The 17,439-nt window shown below is 71.6% G+C and carries 11 protein-coding genes; all 11 read left to right on the top strand.

Annotated features, from left to right (window positions below):
• The coding region (locus ACWCPY_RS41495) for a phosphopantetheine-binding protein (RefSeq protein WP_451274137.1) at positions 1–573 on the top strand (573 nt) is incomplete at its 5' end.
• Complete coding sequence (locus tag ACWCPY_RS41490; protein WP_451274135.1) at positions 570–7,655, top strand: amino acid adenylation domain-containing protein; 7,086 nt, start codon at positions 570–572, stop codon at positions 7,653–7,655. The genes ACWCPY_RS41495 and ACWCPY_RS41490, both read left to right, overlap by 4 nt.
• 188 nt (positions 7,656–7,843) lie before the next feature.
• A complete protein-coding gene (locus ACWCPY_RS41485; RefSeq protein ID WP_451274133.1) occupies positions 7,844–8,761 on the top strand; it encodes a GHMP family kinase ATP-binding protein in 918 nt (305 codons plus the stop codon).
• 1 nt (position 8,762) lies between these two features.
• Complete coding sequence (locus ACWCPY_RS41480; RefSeq protein WP_451274131.1) at positions 8,763–9,812, top strand: PLP-dependent cysteine synthase family protein; 1,050 nt, start codon at positions 8,763–8,765, stop codon at positions 9,810–9,812.
• Entirely contained in the window at positions 9,809–11,074 is a 1,266-nt protein-coding gene (locus ACWCPY_RS41475) for an ATP-grasp domain-containing protein (protein ID WP_451274129.1), read from the top strand. The genes ACWCPY_RS41480 and ACWCPY_RS41475 overlap by 4 nt, the downstream gene beginning before the upstream one ends.
• Positions 11,071–12,549 carry an argininosuccinate lyase gene (gene argH, locus ACWCPY_RS41470; RefSeq protein WP_451274127.1) on the top strand — a complete coding sequence of 493 codons (1,479 nt, stop codon included), beginning with the start codon at positions 11,071–11,073 and terminating at the stop codon, positions 12,547–12,549. Before ACWCPY_RS41475 ends, argH begins: the two co-directional genes overlap by 4 nt.
• Positions 12,534–13,826, top strand: a complete 1,293-nt coding sequence (locus ACWCPY_RS41465) for an MFS transporter (RefSeq protein WP_451274125.1) — start codon at positions 12,534–12,536, stop codon at positions 13,824–13,826. The genes argH and ACWCPY_RS41465 overlap by 16 nt, the downstream gene beginning before the upstream one ends.
• A 43-nt stretch (positions 13,827–13,869) precedes the next feature.
• Entirely contained in the window at positions 13,870–14,646 is a 777-nt protein-coding gene (locus ACWCPY_RS41460; protein ID WP_072488664.1) for a 4'-phosphopantetheinyl transferase family protein, read from the top strand.
• A gap of 136 nt (positions 14,647–14,782) precedes the next feature.
• Positions 14,783–16,672 (top strand): acetolactate synthase large subunit, encoded by a 1,890-nt coding sequence (locus ACWCPY_RS41455; protein WP_451274123.1) that lies wholly within the window; start codon positions 14,783–14,785, stop codon positions 16,670–16,672.
• Positions 16,673–16,686: 14 nt separating this feature from the next.
• Positions 16,687–17,262, top strand: coding sequence for an acetolactate synthase small subunit (ilvN, locus tag ACWCPY_RS41450; protein WP_451274121.1), 576 nt, complete (start codon positions 16,687–16,689; stop codon positions 17,260–17,262).
• Positions 17,263–17,338: 76 nt separating this feature from the next.
• A partial coding sequence (locus ACWCPY_RS41445) for a hypothetical protein (RefSeq protein WP_350986285.1) occupies positions 17,339–17,439 on the top strand: 101 nt, incomplete at its 3' end.

Raw genomic sequence — 17,439 nt, 5'->3', positions numbered from 1 at the left:
ATCGAACCCGGCGAGATCGAGACCGTTCTGGCCGGACGGCCGGGCGTGGCGCAGGCCACCGTCGTGGTCCGCGAGGACCGGCCCGGCGACAAGCGCCTCGTCGCCTACCTCACCGCCGAGGAAGGCGCCCGGATCGAACCCGGGGACGTACAGCGGCAGGTGTCCGGGCTGCTGCCCGAGTACATGGTCCCGTCCGCCTTCGTCGTCCTCGACGAGATCCCCCTCACCGTCAACGGCAAGGTCGACCGCCGCGCCCTGCCCGCCCCGCAGTTCAACAACGAACCCACCGGGCGCGCACCTCGCACCGCCAAGGAAGAAGTCCTGTGCGGTCTCTTCGCGGAGATCCTCGGACTGCCGTCGGTCACCATCGACGACCACTTCTTCCACCTCGGCGGGCACTCGCTCCTCGCCACCCGGCTCGCCGGCCGGATCCGCACCGTCCTCGGGGTCGAGCTCTCCGTGGCGACCCTCTTCGAAAACCCGATCGTGGCCACGCTCGTCGAGAAGCTCGACGGCGCCGAGGCCGCGCGGCCCAGACTTCGGCCGATGCGCCGGATGGGAGTGACCAAGTGATTCCCCTGTCATTCGCCCAGCAGCGGCTCTGGTTCATCGCGCAGATGGAAGGGCCGTCCACCACCTACAACATCCCGCTCGCCGTGCGGCTGAACGGTGAACTCGACCGCCCCGCACTCCAGTCGGCACTCCTGGACGTGATCGGCAGACACGAGAGCCTGCGTACCCTCTTCCCCGACCAGGACGGAACCCCGTACCAGCACATCCTCGCCGAGGAGGACGTGGAGCTCGCACTGGAGGTCGTCCCGGCCGACGCCACGACGCTCCCGGCCGTGCTCGCCGAGGAGTCCGCCCAGGTCTTCCACCTCGCGGTGGACCTGCCCGTCCGGGCACGCCTGATCGCCCTGGGCGAGCAGGAACACGTCCTGCTCATCGTGATGCACCACATCGTGTCGGACGGCGGCTCGACCGCGCCCCTGCTCCAGGACCTCGCCACCGCCTACGAGGCCCGCGCCCAGGGCATCTCGCCCGGCTGGGAGCCGCTGCCGGTCCAGTACGCCGACTACACCCTCTGGCAGCAGGAGCTGCTCGGCGAGGGCGACGACCCGGACAGCGCCGGCGCCCGCCAACTGGACTTCTGGCGAAAGGCGTTGGCCGAACTGCCGGAGGAGGCCACCCTGCCGGCCGACCGACCGCGCCCGGCCTCCGCCTCGTATGTGGGCGCCACCTGCGACGTACACCTGCCGGCCGAGCTCCACATCGGTCTGACCCACCTCGCACGGGAATCCGGCGCCACACTGTTCATGGCCGTCCAGGCCGCCGTGGCGACCGCCCTGTCCCGCTCCGGAGCCGGACCCGACATCCCGATCGGCTCCCCGGTGTCGGGGCGCATCGACGAGGCACTCGACGGACTGGTCGGCTTCTTCGTCAACACGCTGGTGCTGCGCACGGACCTGAGCGGCGACCCGAGCTTCCGCGACCTGCTCTCCCGGGTCCGCAAGACGGACCTGGCGGCCTGGGACAACCAGGACCTGCCCTTCGACCGCCTGGTCGAGGTGCTGAACCCCGAACGCTCCGCCTCCCGCCACCCGCTCTTCCAGGTGATGCTCACCATGGGCGAGGCCGGGTCCGACCTCATCGGCTTCCCGGGGCTCGACGCCCGTACCGAGTACAGCGCCCTGCAGATCGCCAAGTTCGACCTGACCTTCGGCTTCGCCGAGCACCGCACCCGCGACGGCCGGCCGGACGGCCTGGACATCACCATCGAGTACGCCACCGACCTGTACGACGCCCGGACCATCGACGCCCTCATGGCGAGGCTGAACCGGCTGCTGGAGGCCGTGGTCACCTCGCCCGACACCCCGCTGTCGGTCCTCGACCTGCTCGGCGAGCACGAGCGGAGGCTGCTGCTGGAGGAGCGCAGCGGTACCGCCACCGGCACCTCCGAAATGAGCCTGGCGGAGCTGTTCGCCGCGCAGGCCGCCCGCACCCCGGACGCGATAGCCCTGGTGGACGAGGACCACGACCTGACCTTCGCCGAACTCGACGAGGTCACCAACCGGCTCGCCCACCACCTGATCAACGTCGGAGTGCAGCGGCACGACGTGGTCGCCGTGCTCATGGAGCGCTCGTCCGACCTGCTCACCGCGCTGCTCGCCGTGGTCAAGGCCGGTGCCGTGTACGCCCCGCTGAACACCACCGACCCCGACAGCCGGCTCGTCCAGATCCTGGCCGACACCCGGGCACCGGTCCTGCTCACCGACCAGGCCCTCTCCGACCACCAGGTCGTCCTGGACTGCGACGCACAGGTCGTCGTGCTGGGCGACACCACCGAACTCGACCTGCTGCCCGCCACCGCTCCGGCACACACCATCCACCCCGACCAGCCGGTCTACGCCATGTTCACCTCGGGCTCCACAGGGGTCCCGAAGGGTGTCGCGGTGACCCACCGCAACGTCGCGGACCTGGCGGCCCAGACCATGTACGCGAACGGCAGCCACCGGCGCGTGCTGTTCCACTCGCCCGCCGCCTTCGACGCCTCGACGTACGAGATCTGGGTGCCGTGGCTGAACGGCCGCACGGTCGTGGTCGCGCCGCGCGGTCATCTCGCCCCCGCCGACTACCAACGGCTGCTGTCCGAGCACCGGATCACCGCGCTCTGGATGACCGCGGGTCTCTTCCGCGTCATGGCCGAGGAGGCACCCGAGGCCTTCGCCGGAGTCCACGAGGTGTGGGCGGGTGGTGATGTGGTGCCGCCGGAGGCGGTGCGCCGTGTCATGGACCGCTGCCCGGACATCACGGTCGTCAATGGTTACGGGCCGACGGAGACCACCACCTTCGCCACCACCCACCGCATCCACCGCCCGCTGGACTACGCGGGTGCCATCCCGATCGGTGAGCCCCTGGACAACCACCGGCTCTACGTACTCGACGACGGCCTGCGGCTGGTTCCGCCGGGCTCCCCGGGCGAGCTGTACATCGCGGGAACCGGCCTGGCCCAGGGCTACCTCAACCGCGCCTCGCTGACGGCGGAACGCTTCGTCGCGGACCCGTACGGCCCGGCCGGCACACGGATGTACCGCACCGGAGACCTGGTCCGCTGGAACCACGGAGGTTCCCTCGAATACCTCGGCCGTGCCGACCAGCAGGTCAAGCTCCGCGGCTTCCGCATCGAACTCGGCGAGATCGAGAGCGCGTTGACCGCCCACGAGAGTGTGGGACAGGCGACCGTGGTGGTCCGGGAGGACCGGCCCGGCGACAAGCGCCTCGCCGCCTACCTCGTCGCCGCCGACGGCGCCCGCATCGACACCGAGGCGGTGCACCGCGAGATCGCCGGGGCACTGCCGGAGTACATGGTCCCCTCCGCCTTCGTGGTCCTCGACGAGATCCCCCTCACCACCAACGGCAAGGTCGACCGGCGCGCCCTGCCCGTACCCCGGCAGAGCACCGACACCGGGGGCCGCCCGCCCCGTACACCCGCCGAGGAAGTCCTGTGCGGCCTCTTCGCGGCCGTGCTCGGGCTGCCGTCGGTCACCATCGACGACCACTTCTTCCGGCGCGGCGGCCACTCCCTGCTCGCCACCCGACTCATCAGCCGCATCCGGGCCGTGTGGGAGACCGCGATCACCATCCGGGACCTGTTCCAGTACGCGACCGTCGCGCAGCTGGCCGAGCGGATCGCGTCCGAGGGCAGCGGGGAACGGCGGCCGGCACTGAGGCCCGAGGAGCGGCCGGACATCATCCCGCTTTCCTCCGCACAGCAGCGGCTGTGGTTCCTCGACCAGATGGAAGGTCCCTCCGCCACCTACAACATCCCGCTCGCCCTGCGCCTCAAGGGCGCACTCGACCACCAGGCCCTCCAGCTCGCCCTCACCGACCTCACCACACGCCACGAAGGCCTGCGCACCGTCTTCCCCGCCCACGAGGGCACCCCTCATCAGTACATCCTTCCGCCGGCCGACGTCGACCTGCCTCTGATCACCACCACCGAGGAGGAACTCGCCGGGCGGCTCGCCGGGCAGGCCGGGCGGACCTTCGACCTGGCGGCCGAACTCCCGTACCGGGCACAGCTGCTGAGGATCGGGGCCGAGGATCACGTGCTCATGCTCGTGATCCACCACATCGCTTCCGACGGCTGGTCCAACGGACCGCTCTTCCGCGACCTGGCCACCGCCTACGAGGCCCGCACCGAGGGCACCGCCCCCGCCTGGGAGCCGCTGCCGGTCCAGTACGCCGACTACTCCCTCTGGCAGCAACGGCTCCTGGAACGCGATGAGGAACGCCAGCTCGACCACTGGCGCGGGGTGCTCGCCGAGCTGCCGGAAGAGGCCACACTGCCCGCCGACCACGCCCGCCCCGCCGTCGCCTCCAACCGCGGCCGCACACACGCCGTGCACTGCCCCGCCGAGCTGCACACCGCCCTGATGTCGCTGGCCCAGGACACCGGGACCACCCTGTTCATGGTGGCCCAGGCGGCCGTGGCGACCCTGCTGTCCCGGTCCGGAGCCGGCCACGACATCCCGCTCGGCTCACCCGTCGCCGGCCGCACCGACCAGAAGCTCGACGACCTCGTGGGCTTCTTCGTCAACACCCTCGTCCTGCGCACCGACACCAGCGGCGACCCGAGCTTCCGCGAGCTGCTCACCCGGGTCCGGGAGACCGACCTCGCTGCCTGGGCCCACCAGGACCTGCCGTTCGACCGGCTGGTCGAAGCCCTCAACCCCGAGCGCACCACCGCCCGGCACCCGCTCTTCCAGGTCATGCTCACCGTCGGCGACACCAGCAACGAGGCTCCCCGACTGGCCGGACTGGACGGCGAGTTCGCCTTCCCACCGGTCTCCGTCGCCAAGTTCGACCTCACCTTCGCGTTCGCCGAGAACCGCGCCGCCGACGGCCGGCCCGACGGCCTCGACATCCTGATCGAGTACACCACCGACCTGTACGACGCACGCACCATCGAGGCCACCGCGGACCGCCTGGTCCGGCTCCTCACCGGCGCCGTCGCCACCCCCGATCTGCCCCTCGCCGAGCTGGAGCTGGTGTCCGGGAACGAGCGGGCGCAGCTGCGGGAGTGGAGCGGCGCGCAGTCGCCGGCGCCCGCCCTCGGGCTCGACGCCCTCTTCACGGCGCAGGCCGCCCGCACCCCGCACGAGGTGGCGCTGGTCCACGAGGAACAGCAGGTCACGTACCAGGAGCTGGACATCTGGTCCAACCGGCTGGCCCGCCACCTGACCGCGCGCGGCGTCACCCCGGGCAGCATCGTCGCCATCCACCTGGAGCGCTCCCCGCAACTGATCGCCACCCTGCTCGCCGCCCTGAAGGCCGGCGCCGGATACACCCTGCTCGACCCGCAGTTCCCGGCCGACCGGCTGAACACCGTGCTCGGGCAGACCGATCCGGCGGCACTGGTCACCCAGGCCCATCTGACGGCCCTGACGACCCCGGCCACCCTCGTCGACCTGACCGCGGAGATACCCGCGATCAGCGCCCTGCCGGGCACCCCGGTGGAGACGGGCGGGCACCCGGAGTCCATCGCCTGCGTGATGTTCACCTCCGGGTCCACCGGAGTGCCCAAGGGCGTCGCGGCCTCGCACCGGGCGCTGGCCGCCACCTTCATCGGCCCCGACTACCTGGACTTCGGCCCGGGACAGACCTACCTGCAGAGCTCTCCGGTGTCCTGGGACGCCTTCGCCCTGGAGGTCTTCGGGCCCCTCCTGCACGGCGGTGTCTGCGTCCTGCAACCCGGCCAGCACACCGACCCGCACCAGATCGCGGAGCTGGTGGAACGGCACGGGATCACCACCCTGCAGATGTCGGCGAGCCTGTTCAACCACATGCTCGACGAGCACCCGGCGGTCTTCTCCCGGATCAAGGAGGCCATGACCGCCGGTGAGGCGGCCTCGCCCGCCCACACCGCCAAGGCACTGGCCGACCACCCCCATCTCCACCTCGTCAACGGCTACGGGCCGGCCGAGAGCATGGGCTTCACCACCACCCACACCCTCACCGGTCCGGCACCCGCCATCCCGATCGGACGGCCGATCGCCGGCAAGCACGCCTACGTCCTGGACGAGAACCTCCGGCTGCTGCCGCCCGGCGTCCCCGGTGAGCTCTACGTCGCCGGTCACGGCCTCGCCCACGGCTACATCGGACAGCCCGCACTGAGCGCGGAGCGATTCGTCGCCGACCCCCACGGTGCGCCCGGCTCCCGGATGTACCGCACCGGCGACCTGGCCCGCTGGAGCCAGGACGGCGCGCTGGAGTATTTCGGCCGGGCCGACCAGCAGATCAAGTTGCGGGGCTTCCGCATCGAGCCGGGTGAGATCGAATCGGCGCTGCTGCGGCACCCCTCCCTCGCCCAGGTGGCGGTGCTGATCCGCGAGGACCGGCCCGGTGACAAACGGCTGGTGGCGTACGTGGTGCCCACCGAAGGCACCCGTCCGGACCTGGCCGAGCTGCGCCGGCACGCGGTCGCGGCCCTGCCCGAGTACATGGTTCCGGCCACGATCGTGCCGATGGAGGCGCTGCCGCTGACGGTCAACGGCAAGCTCGACCGCCGTGCGCTGCCCGAACCGCAGCAGACCGACACCGGCGGCGGCCGGGAGCCGCGCACCCCGGCCGAAGAAGTCCTGTGCGGCCTCTTCGCGGAGGTCCTGGGACTGACCTCGGTCACCATCGACGACCACTTCTTCCAGCTCGGCGGCCACTCCCTGCTCGCCACCCGGCTGATCGGCCGGATCCGCTCCATCTGGGACACCCGCGTCACCATCCGGGACCTGTTCCAGTACCCGACGCCCGTGCTGCTCGCCGAACACATCGCCACGAACACGGGCGGCGACCCGATGGAGACACTGCTGCCCATCCGGGCCGCGTCCGCAACCGGCACCGAGGCCCCGCTGTTCTGTGTCCACGCGGTCTCCGGGATGAGCTGGTCGTACGCCGGACTGCTCCGGCACATCGGCGGGCGACGCCCGCTGATCGGGCTCCAGGCGAAGGAGTTGACCAGCCCCTCGGACCGGCCGGCCGGTATCGAGGAGATGGCGGACGGCTACGTGGCCGAGATCCGCTCGGTCCAGGCCCACGGCCCGTACCACCTGCTCGGCTGGTCGTTCGGCGGTCTGGTGGCGCACGCGATCGCGGCCAGACTGGAGGAGCAGGGCGAGGAAGTGGCCCTGCTGGCACTGCTCGACTCCTACCCGCTGCCCGACGGATTCCGGCCACCCGCCATCACCGGCCGGGAGGTGCTGACCGCGCTGCTCGGCGGCCGCGGCGCCGACATCGGCGTACGGTGCGCCGACACCGCCCCGGACCCGGAGGAACTGGCCGCCGTGCTGCGCGCCGAGGACGCGATCCTGGGTGCTCTGGAGCCCGCCCAGGCCGCCGCCGTCGTCGCCGCGACGGCCGGCAACCTGGAGATGCGCTACCGGTACGTTCCCCGGCGCCGGTACGGCGGCGACGCGGTGTTCTTCAACGCCGCCCGCACCCCGGCCGCGACGGACGGCGCGGACGCCTGGGCGCCCCATGTCGGGGGCCGCGTCGAGGAGTACGACATCGACTGCGAGCACTGGGACATGACCACGGCCGAGCCGCTGCGCGAGATCGGCAAGGTACTGGCCGAGGAGTTGCGAGGAGCGCGTCACTGATCCGGCGTCACACAGGTGCCCGGGCCCGCCACTGCGGCGGACCCGGGCACCTTCGCGTGCGCCACCGCCTGCTCCGGCACCCCGAATTGCCCGCGTGCTGCCGCTCATGCCGCCGGGCGGCGGGTGGTGGCCTGCATAGCGTGAAGCCATCCGCAGGCCACGGCTCCCGGCAACAGAAAGTCAAGGAAATGGTTGATCATTCCGGCTGGCGTGTCGGGGTAGCTTCAGCCCCCGTCCACCACGGCGAGATCCTGCAAGGCGTGTTCCCCGGTGACGGCGGGCTCACCCGAGGTCTCGTCACTCTTCCCTGCACCATTCACGCGACTCGCGCGACGTTCATACCCGCTCCCGGTGACGAGGTCACCGTCACACCGGAATGGAAGGGCAAGGCGCGGCGCGCGGCCGAACTCGCGGTCCGCGCCGTGACACCGCCGGGCGCCGAGCCGGCGGGCGGTCATCTGGACCTCACCGGCGACGTACCGCTGTGCCGGGGCTTCGGCTCGTCCACGAGCGATGTGCTCGCGGCCATCTGGGCGGTGAAGGACGCGTTCGTCAGCCCGCTGCCGCCGCAGGAAGTGGCCCGGATCGCGGTACGCGCCGAGACCGCGTCCGACTCCCTGATGTTCGAGGAGTCCACCGTCCTGTTCGCCCAGCGCGAGGGCACGGTGATCGAGGACTTCGGCTACCGGATGCCTGCCATGCGGGTCCTCGGCTTCGGCTCACGCCCCGAGGGCGGCGGCCGGGGCGTGGACACCCTGGCCCTCTCACCGGCCCGCTACGGGCAGGACGAGATCGACCTCTTCACCCGGCTGCAGGCGATGCTCCGGGAGGCCATCCAGATGAAGGACGTGGCCCTGCTGGGCTCGGTGGCCACGGCCAGCACGGAGATCAATCAGCGTCATCTGCCGATCCCGGACCTCGACCGTATCCGGGACATCGCGCGGACCACCGGAGCCGTCGGGGTACAGGCGGCGCACAGCGGGGACATCGCGGGCCTTCTCTTCGACCGGGACGACCCCGAGGTCGAGGCGCGGACCGACCTGGCCCAGGACCTCCTGCAAGAGCTCGGAATTCACGAGCAGTGGAACTACACAACGGGTGACTGACATGACGACGACGACTCTGCCCAAGGCTCACTCCTCGATCGTGGAGGCCACGGAGCTGCCACGCATCATCAAGGTGACCGACAACCTCTACGCGGCGGCCTTCAGCCTGATGAAGCTGCTGCCCGCCCGCTACATACTCGACCGCGCCGAGGCCGCCGGCCTGATCTCCCCCGGCACCCGGATCATCGAGACCTCCTCGGGCACCTTCGCCCTGGGCCTGGCCATGGTCTGCCGCCTGCGCGGCTACCCGCTGACCATCGTCGGCGACTCGGCGATCGACCGGGACCTGCGCACCCGGCTCGAAATGCTCGGTACGACGGTGGAGATCGTCGAGCACACCGGCCAGGCCGGCGGCATCCAGGGCGCCCGCCTCGCCCGCGTCGCCGAACTGCGCAGGCAGTACCCGGACGCCTTCGTCCCCGGCCAGTACGACAACCCCGACAACCCCGGCGCGTACGGCGTCGTCGCCGACCTGATCGGCGACACCGTCGGCGCCGTGGACTGCCTGGTGGGCCCGGTGGGTTCGGGCGGCTCCACCGGCGGACTCGCCGCCGCGCTGCGGCAGACCGGCCCGGCCCTGCACCTGGTCGGCGTGGACACCCAGGGCAGCATCATCTTCGGCAGCCCGGACGGACCGCGCATGCTGCGCGGACTCGGCAGCAGCATCCACCCGGGCAACGTCAAGCACGCGGCGTACGACGAGGTCCACTGGGTGACGGCCCCCGAGGCGTTCCACGCCACCCACGAGCTCTACCGCGCACACGGCCTGTTCATGGGCCCGACCAGCGGCGCGTCCTTCCAGGTCGCTTCGTGGTGGGCCGCGCAGAACCCGGACAGCACCGTTGTGATGGTGCTCCCGGACGAGGGCTACCGCTACCAGTCCACCGTCTACAACGACGCCTGGCTGGGCGAGCAGGGGATCGTCCCCGCCCCCGCCGTCGACGGCCCGGTCACCGTCGAGCACCCGCTGGACGCCCCCGCCGCCTGGTCCCGGCTGCTGTGGGCCCGCCGCGGCTTCGACGACGTGGTGCTGCCGGTGGTCGGCTCATGAGCGAGCGCCTGCTGCTCCTGGTGGAGAGCAACACCACCGGCACGGGACGGCTGTTCGCGCGGCGTGCGGCCGAGCTGGGCGTGGTGCCCGTGCTGCTCTGCGCCGACCCGGGCCGCTACCCGTACGCCGCCGAGGACCGGCTGCGGACCGTCGTCGTGGACACCTCCGACGAGGCCGCGCTGTGGGCGGCCGTCCGCGTCCTGGAGGACGAAGCCACCATCGCGGGCGTCCTGACCAGCTCCGAGTACTACGTACCGACCGCCGCCGCACTGGCGTACCGGCTCGGGCTGCCCGGCCCGGCGGCCGAGGCCGTGCGGGCCTGCCGGGACAAGGCCGAACAGCGCAGGAAGCTCGTCGACGTGGGCGTCGGATCACCGGACTTCGCCGTCGTCTCCGAGGTCGCCGACGCACTGGCCGCGGCCCGCTCCATCGGACTGCCCGTGGTGGTCAAACCGGTCCAGGGCTCGGGAAGTCTGGGCGTACGGCTCTGCGCGGACCTCGACGAGGTCGCCGAGCACGCCGGGACACTGCTGGCGGCCACCGTGAACGAGCGGGGCATCGCCTCACCCGGCCGGATCCTGGTCGAGGAGTACCTGACAGGGCCGGAGTTCTCCGTCGAGGTATTCGGCACCGACGCCGTCGTCACCGTCGCCAAGCACGTCGGCGCGCTGCCGTCCTTCGTCGAGATCGGCCACGACGTGCCGGCCGCACTGCCCGGCGAACAGGAGATCGCGCTGCGCGAGTCCGCGGTACGCGCGGTGCGGGCCCTCGGCCTCGGCTGGGGAGCCGCCCACGTCGAACTGCGCCTGACCGGACCCCGGACCGCCGAGGTCATCGAGGTCAACCCCCGGCTCGCCGGCGGCATGATCCCCGAACTGGTCCGCAGGGCCTGCGGGATCGACCTGGTGCGCGCCCAGGTGCTGGCCGCCCTCGGCACCGCTCCCGAGCTGGAACGCTCCGGATACGCCCGCGCCTCGATCCGCTTCCTCACCGCGGAACAGGACGGCATCCTCGCCCGATCCGTCGCACTCGCGAAAGCCGTGGCCCGCGCCCGCACCGTACCGGGCACCGTCGAGGCGGTGCTCTACCGCGCCCCCGGCGAACCCGTCGGCCCCGCCGAGGACTTCCGGGGCCGTGTCGGCCACGCCATCGCCGTCGCCGACCGCTCGGTCCGGGCGGCCGAGGCGGCCGACCGGGCCGTGGCCCTGCTCGGCGAGGCCGTGTCCTACGCGGACCTGCACACAGAGGAGGCATTCGCATGACCGCAGCGACAGCGCACGGCGTCGACACCGGCCGGCTCAAGGCCGCGCTCGACGCCGAGGCGCACCGCATCGTCTACGACCAGTACCTGCCGGACACCACGGACGGGCTGGGCGAGGAACTGCGCTGCATCAGCGAGGTCGACCGGGCCCACCTGATCATGCTCACCGAACGCGGGATCGTGGACGCGGACCGGGCCGCGGCCCTGCTGAGCACCATCGAGGAACTGCGCGGCCAGGACTTCGCCCCGGTCAGGGCCACCCCGATGCCGCGCGGCGTCTACCTGGCGTACGAGGGACACCTCATCGAGCGGCTCGGCGACGGGACCGGCGGCATCCTGCACACCGGCCGCTCGCGCAACGACCTCAACGCCACCACCACCCGGCTGAAGACGCGCGGCCCCTATCTGGCCCTGCTCGACGCGGTCGACCGGCTGGCGGGGGTGCTCCTGGCGAAGGCCGAGGAGTACCGGGACGTGATCATGCCCGCGTACACCCACGGCCAGCCGGCCGTACCGATCAGCTACGGCCACTACCTCGCCGGTGTCGCCGGCGCGGTGCTGCGCGCGTACCGGTCGCTGCTGGACGCCGGACGCCAGATCGACGTCAACCCCCTGGGCGCCGGCGCGATCGGCGGGACCTCCGTCCCCATCGACCCCCGCCGCACCGCCGAACTCCTCGGCTTCGACTCCGCCGCGCCCAACTCGGTCGACGCGGTGGCCTCCCGGGACTTCGTCCTCGACCTGCTCTCCGCCTCCGCCGTCCTCGGCGTCGCGCTGGCCCGCGCCGGACGGGACCTGAGCACCTGGACCTCCGAGGAGTTCGGGCTGCTGCGGGTCGGCGACACCCTCGTCGGCTCCAGCTCGATGATGCCGCAGAAACGCAACCCCTTCCTGCTCGAACACATCCAGGGCAGGTCCACCGCGAGCCTCGGCGCCTTCGTCGGCGCGGCGTCCGCGATGACCACCGGCGGCTACACCAACGCCATCGCGGTGGGCACCGAGGCCGTACGGCACCTCTGGCCCGGACTGAGCAGCACCACCGACGCGGTGACGCTGCTGAGCCTGGTGGTGGCGGGCACGGAACCGGAACGCGAACGCATGACGGACCGGGCCGTGGACGGCTTCACCTCCGCCACGTACCTCGCGGAGCGGCTCGTCCTGGACGGAACGCCGTTCCGGGCCGCACACCATCTGGTCGGCGAGACCGTGCTCGGTGCCCTGGAAGCCGGCCGGTCGCTGGTGGACGCGGCCCGCTTCGCCGCCGTCGACGACGGCGGGCTGGCCCCCGACCGGGTGGCCGCGGCGTGCGCCCACGGCGGCGGACCCGGTTCCACGGCCGACGGAATACACGCCCTCGGCGCCCTGCGCGACGAGCTCAAGACCGAACTGACCGGCCGGCGCACCCGCTGGTCCGACGGAGCGGCGCTGCTGTCGCGGACCGTGACCGAGGCGGTGACGTCATGTCGGCCCGCCTGAGCGAACGCCCTCCGGGCACGGCACAGGAGCGTCCGCCGCGCAGCGGACTGCTCGGCCACCACGACTTCCGGCTGCTCTGGCTCGGCGAGACGACCAACCGCGTCGGCATCAACATCACCGGGGTCGCCATGCCCCTGGTGGCCGTGGTGACGCTCGACGCGAGCACCTTCTGGGTGAGCGTGCTGGCAGCCGCCCCCTGGCTGCCCTGGCTGCTCATCGGCCTGCCCGCCGGTGCCTGGGTGGACCGGATGCGGCGTCGGCCGATCATGCTGATCTGCAACCTGGTCCCGCTCGTGCTCCTGGCCAGCGTTCCGGTGGCCGGCTGGCTCGGTGTCCTGACGATGACCCAGCTGATGGCCGTGGCACTGATCAACGGGTTCGCCGCGGTGTTCTTCGGGATCTCGTACAAGGTCTATCTGCCCTCCATCGTCGGACCCGAGGACCTCCAGGAGGCCAACGCCAAGCTCCAGGGCAGTGAATCGGTGGCCCAGGTCGCCGGGCTGGGCGGCGGTGGCCTGCTGGCCCAGGCGTTCGGCGCCGCCTCCGGTCTCCTCGTCAACTCGGCGACGTTCCTCGTCTCCGCGCTGTGCCTGCTCGGCATCCGGAGCAAGGAGCCGTTCCCGGAGAAGACCGGGGAACGCCCGGCCCTGCGGCAGGACATCAAGGAGGGGGTGCAGTACACCTTCAAGGACCCGTACCTGCGCGTCCTCACCCTGTACGGCACCGCAACCAACCTGCTGCTGACGGCCGAGGCGGCGATCCTGCCGGTCTTCATCATCCGTGAGCTCAGGGTGCCCGAAGGCGCCACCGGCTGGCTCCTCGCGTCGAGCAGTATCGGCGGGATCCTCGGGGCCACCACCGCGAAACGCCTGATCGCACGGTTCGGATCGGCCCGCGGACTGCTGGTCGCCACGATCGCCAGCGCACCGTTCGCCCTGCTCATCCCGCTGACGGGGACGGACTGGACGCTGTCGGCACTGGTGGTCGGCAGCGCGGTCCTCTCGCTCGGCGTCGTGCTCGCCAACGTGATCCAGGGGGCGTTCCGCCAGCGCTACTGTCCGCCCCAGCTGCTCGGCCGCGTCTCGGCCAGTGTCTCCGTCGCGAACTTCGGCGCCATTCCCTTCGGTTCGCTGCTCGGCGGGATCCTCGGCACCGCCCTCGGACTGCGGCCCACCCTGTGGCTGCTCACCGCGGGACTCGCCCTGACCCCGCTGCTCCTCCTGATCGGTCCACTGCGCCGAAGGCGGGACCTCCCGGTCGCGCCGGCCGCGCCGTGAGACCCGACTCGCCTGTCACTCTCGTACGAACAGGAGAGACCCCGTGGAACAAACCCTGCCGTGGGTCGTTCGTGAGCTGCCACCCCCTGGCTCGCTCGATCTCTGGCTCCTGCGGGTCTCGGATGTCCCCATCGGCATCCTGGACGAACAGGTACTCGACGCGACCGAGCGTCAACGTGCCGCCACGCTCATGCACGCCGCCGACCGAACCCGGTTCACGGCCGCGCATGTCGCCCTTCGCCGGCTGCTCGGCTCGTACCTGAGCCTGCGCCCCGAGGAGGTCCACCTCGGCCGGGACACCTGCCCCTGCTGCGGCGGACCGCACGGCCGGCCCACCGTGCTCGACGCCGACGACCGGCTGTTCTTCTCGCTGTCCCACCGAGGCGATCTCGCCGTCGTCGGAACCGCGGCGGCCCCCATCGGGGTAGACGTGGAACTGGTGCCGGACGAGGAGGGCACCGCCGACCTCGCCGCGATGCTGCACGTGGACGAGCAGGCCGAGCTGGCGGCCCTGAGCCCGCCGGCCCGGCCCCGGGCCCTCGCCAGACTGTGGACCCGCAAGGAGGCCTACCTCAAGGGCCTCGGCACGGGCCTCGGCCGCGACCCCGCTCTCGACTACGTCGGCTCGGGACGACCCGAGGGCCCGTACCCGCCGTCCGGCTGGACCCTCCTGGACGTCCCGGTGGACCGCGGCTACGCGGCGGCGGTGGCGGTCCGCGGCGAGCTCACCGTGGACGGGCCGCTCGTCAGGAGGCTCGCCGGCCTGGACGTCGTACGGCACACCTGCGACGCCCTGCAGACGGCAAGAACTCCGCCCTGACCCCTCCCCAGGTCCGCCGGGTGCACCGTTGCGGTGATCACCCGGCGGCGGGCACGCACCACCCGGCCGCTCCCGCCGCGGCTGCCGATCACCGATACGTCCTCGCCAACACTCCTACGGACTTTTGGAACTGACGATGTCAAACGCTGTGAAGCAGGCCCCCGCGGCCCTCCTCCCGCACACACGGCCCCGCACCGCCGGGCAGCCGGACACCGGCGCCGAGTGCATGACGGGTGCCCAGTCGCTCATCCGCTCGCTCGAAGAGGCCGGCGTGGAAACCGTGTTCGGCATTCCCGGCGGCTCGATCCTGCCCGCCTACGACCCGATGATGGACTCGGCCCGGGTCCGTCATGTGCTGGTCCGCCACGAGCAGGGCGCCGGGCACGCGGCCACCGGCTACGCGCAGGCCACCGGCAAGGTGGGGGTGTGCATGGCGACCTCGGGTCCCGGCGCCACCAATCTGGTGACGCCGATCGCGGACGCGTACATGGACTCGGTGCCGCTGGTCGCGATCACCGGCCAGGTCCCCTCCAAGGCGATCGGCACGGACGCCTTCCAGGAGGCCGACATCGTCGGCATCACCATGCCGGTCACCAAGCACAACTTCCTCGTCACCAACGCCGACGACATCCCGCGCACGGTCGCCGAGGCGTTCCGCATCGCCTCGACCGGCCGCCCCGGACCGGTACTCATCGACATCACCAAGGACGCCCTGCAGGCGGCCACCACCTTCCGGTGGCCGACCCGGACGGACCTGCCCGGCTACCGTCCGGTCACCAAGCCGCACGCCAAGCAGATCCGCGAGGCGGCCCGCCTGATCAGCACGTCGAGCCGCCCGGTGCTGTACGTCGGCGGCGGTGTGCTCAAGGCACGGGCCACGGACGAGCTGCGCACCCTGGCCGAGCTGACCGGGGCGCCCGTGGTGACCACCCTGATGGCGCTGGGCGCCTTCCCCGGCAGTCACCCGCAGCACGTGGGCATGCCCGGCATGCACGGGGACGTCGCGGCGGTCGCCGCACTCCAGAAGGCCGATCTGATCGTGGCCCTGGGCGCCCGGTTCGACGACCGGGTCACCGGCAGGCTGGACGGCTTCGCCCCGCACGCCAAGGTCGTCCACGCCGACATCGACCCGGCGGAGATCTCCAAGAACCGGCTCGCCGACGTACCCATCGTCGGGGACGCCCGCGAGGTCCTCCTCGCCCTGTCCGACGCCGTGCGCGCCGAACGGGAGGACGGCCGTGCCGCCGACTACACCGCCTGGTGGCGGGAGCTGGACCAGTGGCGCACCACCTACCCGCGCGGCTACGAACTCCCCGCGGACCCGGGGCTGCTCTCCCCCCAGCAGGTCATCGAGCGGATCGGCCGACTCGCGCCACAGGGAACGCTGTTCGCCTCCGGTGTGGGGCAGCACCAGATGTGGGCGGCGCAGTTCCTCCCGCACGAGGAGCCGGGCACCTGGTTCAACTCGGGCGGCGCCGGAACGATGGGGTACGCGGTCCCGGCCGCGATGGGTGCCAAGGCCGGACGCCCCGAGCGCACGGTCTGGGCGATCGACGGCGACGGCTGCTTCCAGATGACCAACCAGGAACTCACCACCTGCGCGCTCAACAACATCCCGATCAAGGTCGCGATCATCAACAACGGCGCGCTCGGGATGGTCCGCCAGTGGCAGAACCTGTTCTACGGGGCACGGTTCTCCAACACGGTGCTGCACGACGGCGCCACCAACGCGGACACCGGCTCGACCCGCGGAGTGGGATCCGACACCAACCGGGGCACCCGGGTCCCGGACTTCGTACAGCTCTCCGAGGCGATGGGCTGTGTGGGCCTGCGCTGCGAGAACCCCTACGAGCTCGACGCGATCATCGACAAGGCCAACGCGATCAACGACCGCCCCGTCGTGGTGGACTTCATCGTCCACCAGGACGCCATGGTGTGGCCGATGGTCCCTGCCGGCACCTCCAACGACGACATCATGGCCGCACGCGACGTACGCCCCGACTTCGGCGACTCCGCGGACGACTGAGAGGACCCTCTGACATGTCCCAGCACACGCTCTCCGTCCTGGTCGAGGACACGCCCGGCATCCTGGCCCGTGTCGCCGCCCTGTTCTCGCGCCGCGGCTTCAACATCGACTCGCTCGCGGTCGGCACCACCGAACACCCCGAGCTCTCCCGGATCACCGTCGTCGTCAGGGTCGATCACCAACTGGCCCTGGAACAGGTCACCAAGCAGCTCAACAAGCTGGTCAACGTCCTCAAGATCGTCGAGCTGGAGGCGGACTCCGCCGTCCAGCGCGAACTGGTCCTGGTGAAGGTGAGCGCCGGCAACGGCACCCGGGCCCAGATCGTCCAGATCGCCGAACTGTTCCGGGCCAGAACCGTCGACGTCTCGCCCGACGCCGTCACCCTCGAAGCGACCGGCTCCGGCGACAAGCTCGACGCGATGCTCCGGATGCTCGCGGGCTTCGGCATCAAGGAACTCGTCCAGTCCGGCGCGATCGCGATCGGCCGCGGCTCCCGGGCCCTGGCCGACCGCTCCGCACGCGAGACCCGGCCGATCCGCCTGACCCCGTCCTCCGCCACCACGGCTGCGGCCGACGCGCAGAGCGCCTAGCACGTCCCGCACGGAACACAGCTTTCCGCATTCCCGTCCGCACACTCTCACGTCCCAGGAATCAAGGAGAACCACCATGCCCGCCGAGCTGTTCTACGACGACGATGCCGACCTGTCCATCATCCAGGGCCGCAAGGTCGCGGTCATCGGCTACGGCAGCCAGGGCCACGCCCACGC

The sequence above is a fragment of the Streptomyces sp. NPDC002403 genome, from assembly GCF_053593015.1.
This window is presented reverse-complemented; position numbering and strand designations above follow the sequence as displayed.

What these genes read in the sequence shown, in the direction of transcription:
- ACWCPY_RS41485 (WP_451274133.1), top strand. Translation starts at nt 7,844, where the DNA reads ATGGTTGATCATTCCGGCTGGCGTGTCGGGGTAGCTTCAGCCCCCGTC.
- ACWCPY_RS41480 (WP_451274131.1), top strand. Translation starts at nt 8,763, where the DNA reads ATGACGACGACGACTCTGCCCAAGGCTCACTCCTCGATCGTGGAGGCC.
- ACWCPY_RS41475 (WP_451274129.1), top strand. Translation starts at nt 9,809, where the DNA reads ATGAGCGAGCGCCTGCTGCTCCTGGTGGAGAGCAACACCACCGGCACG.
- argH (WP_451274127.1), top strand. Translation starts at nt 11,071, where the DNA reads ATGACCGCAGCGACAGCGCACGGCGTCGACACCGGCCGGCTCAAGGCC.
- ACWCPY_RS41465 (WP_451274125.1), top strand. Translation starts at nt 12,534, where the DNA reads ATGTCGGCCCGCCTGAGCGAACGCCCTCCGGGCACGGCACAGGAGCGT.
- ACWCPY_RS41455 (WP_451274123.1), top strand. Translation starts at nt 14,783, where the DNA reads ATGTCAAACGCTGTGAAGCAGGCCCCCGCGGCCCTCCTCCCGCACACA.
- ilvN (WP_451274121.1), top strand. Translation starts at nt 16,687, where the DNA reads ATGTCCCAGCACACGCTCTCCGTCCTGGTCGAGGACACGCCCGGCATC.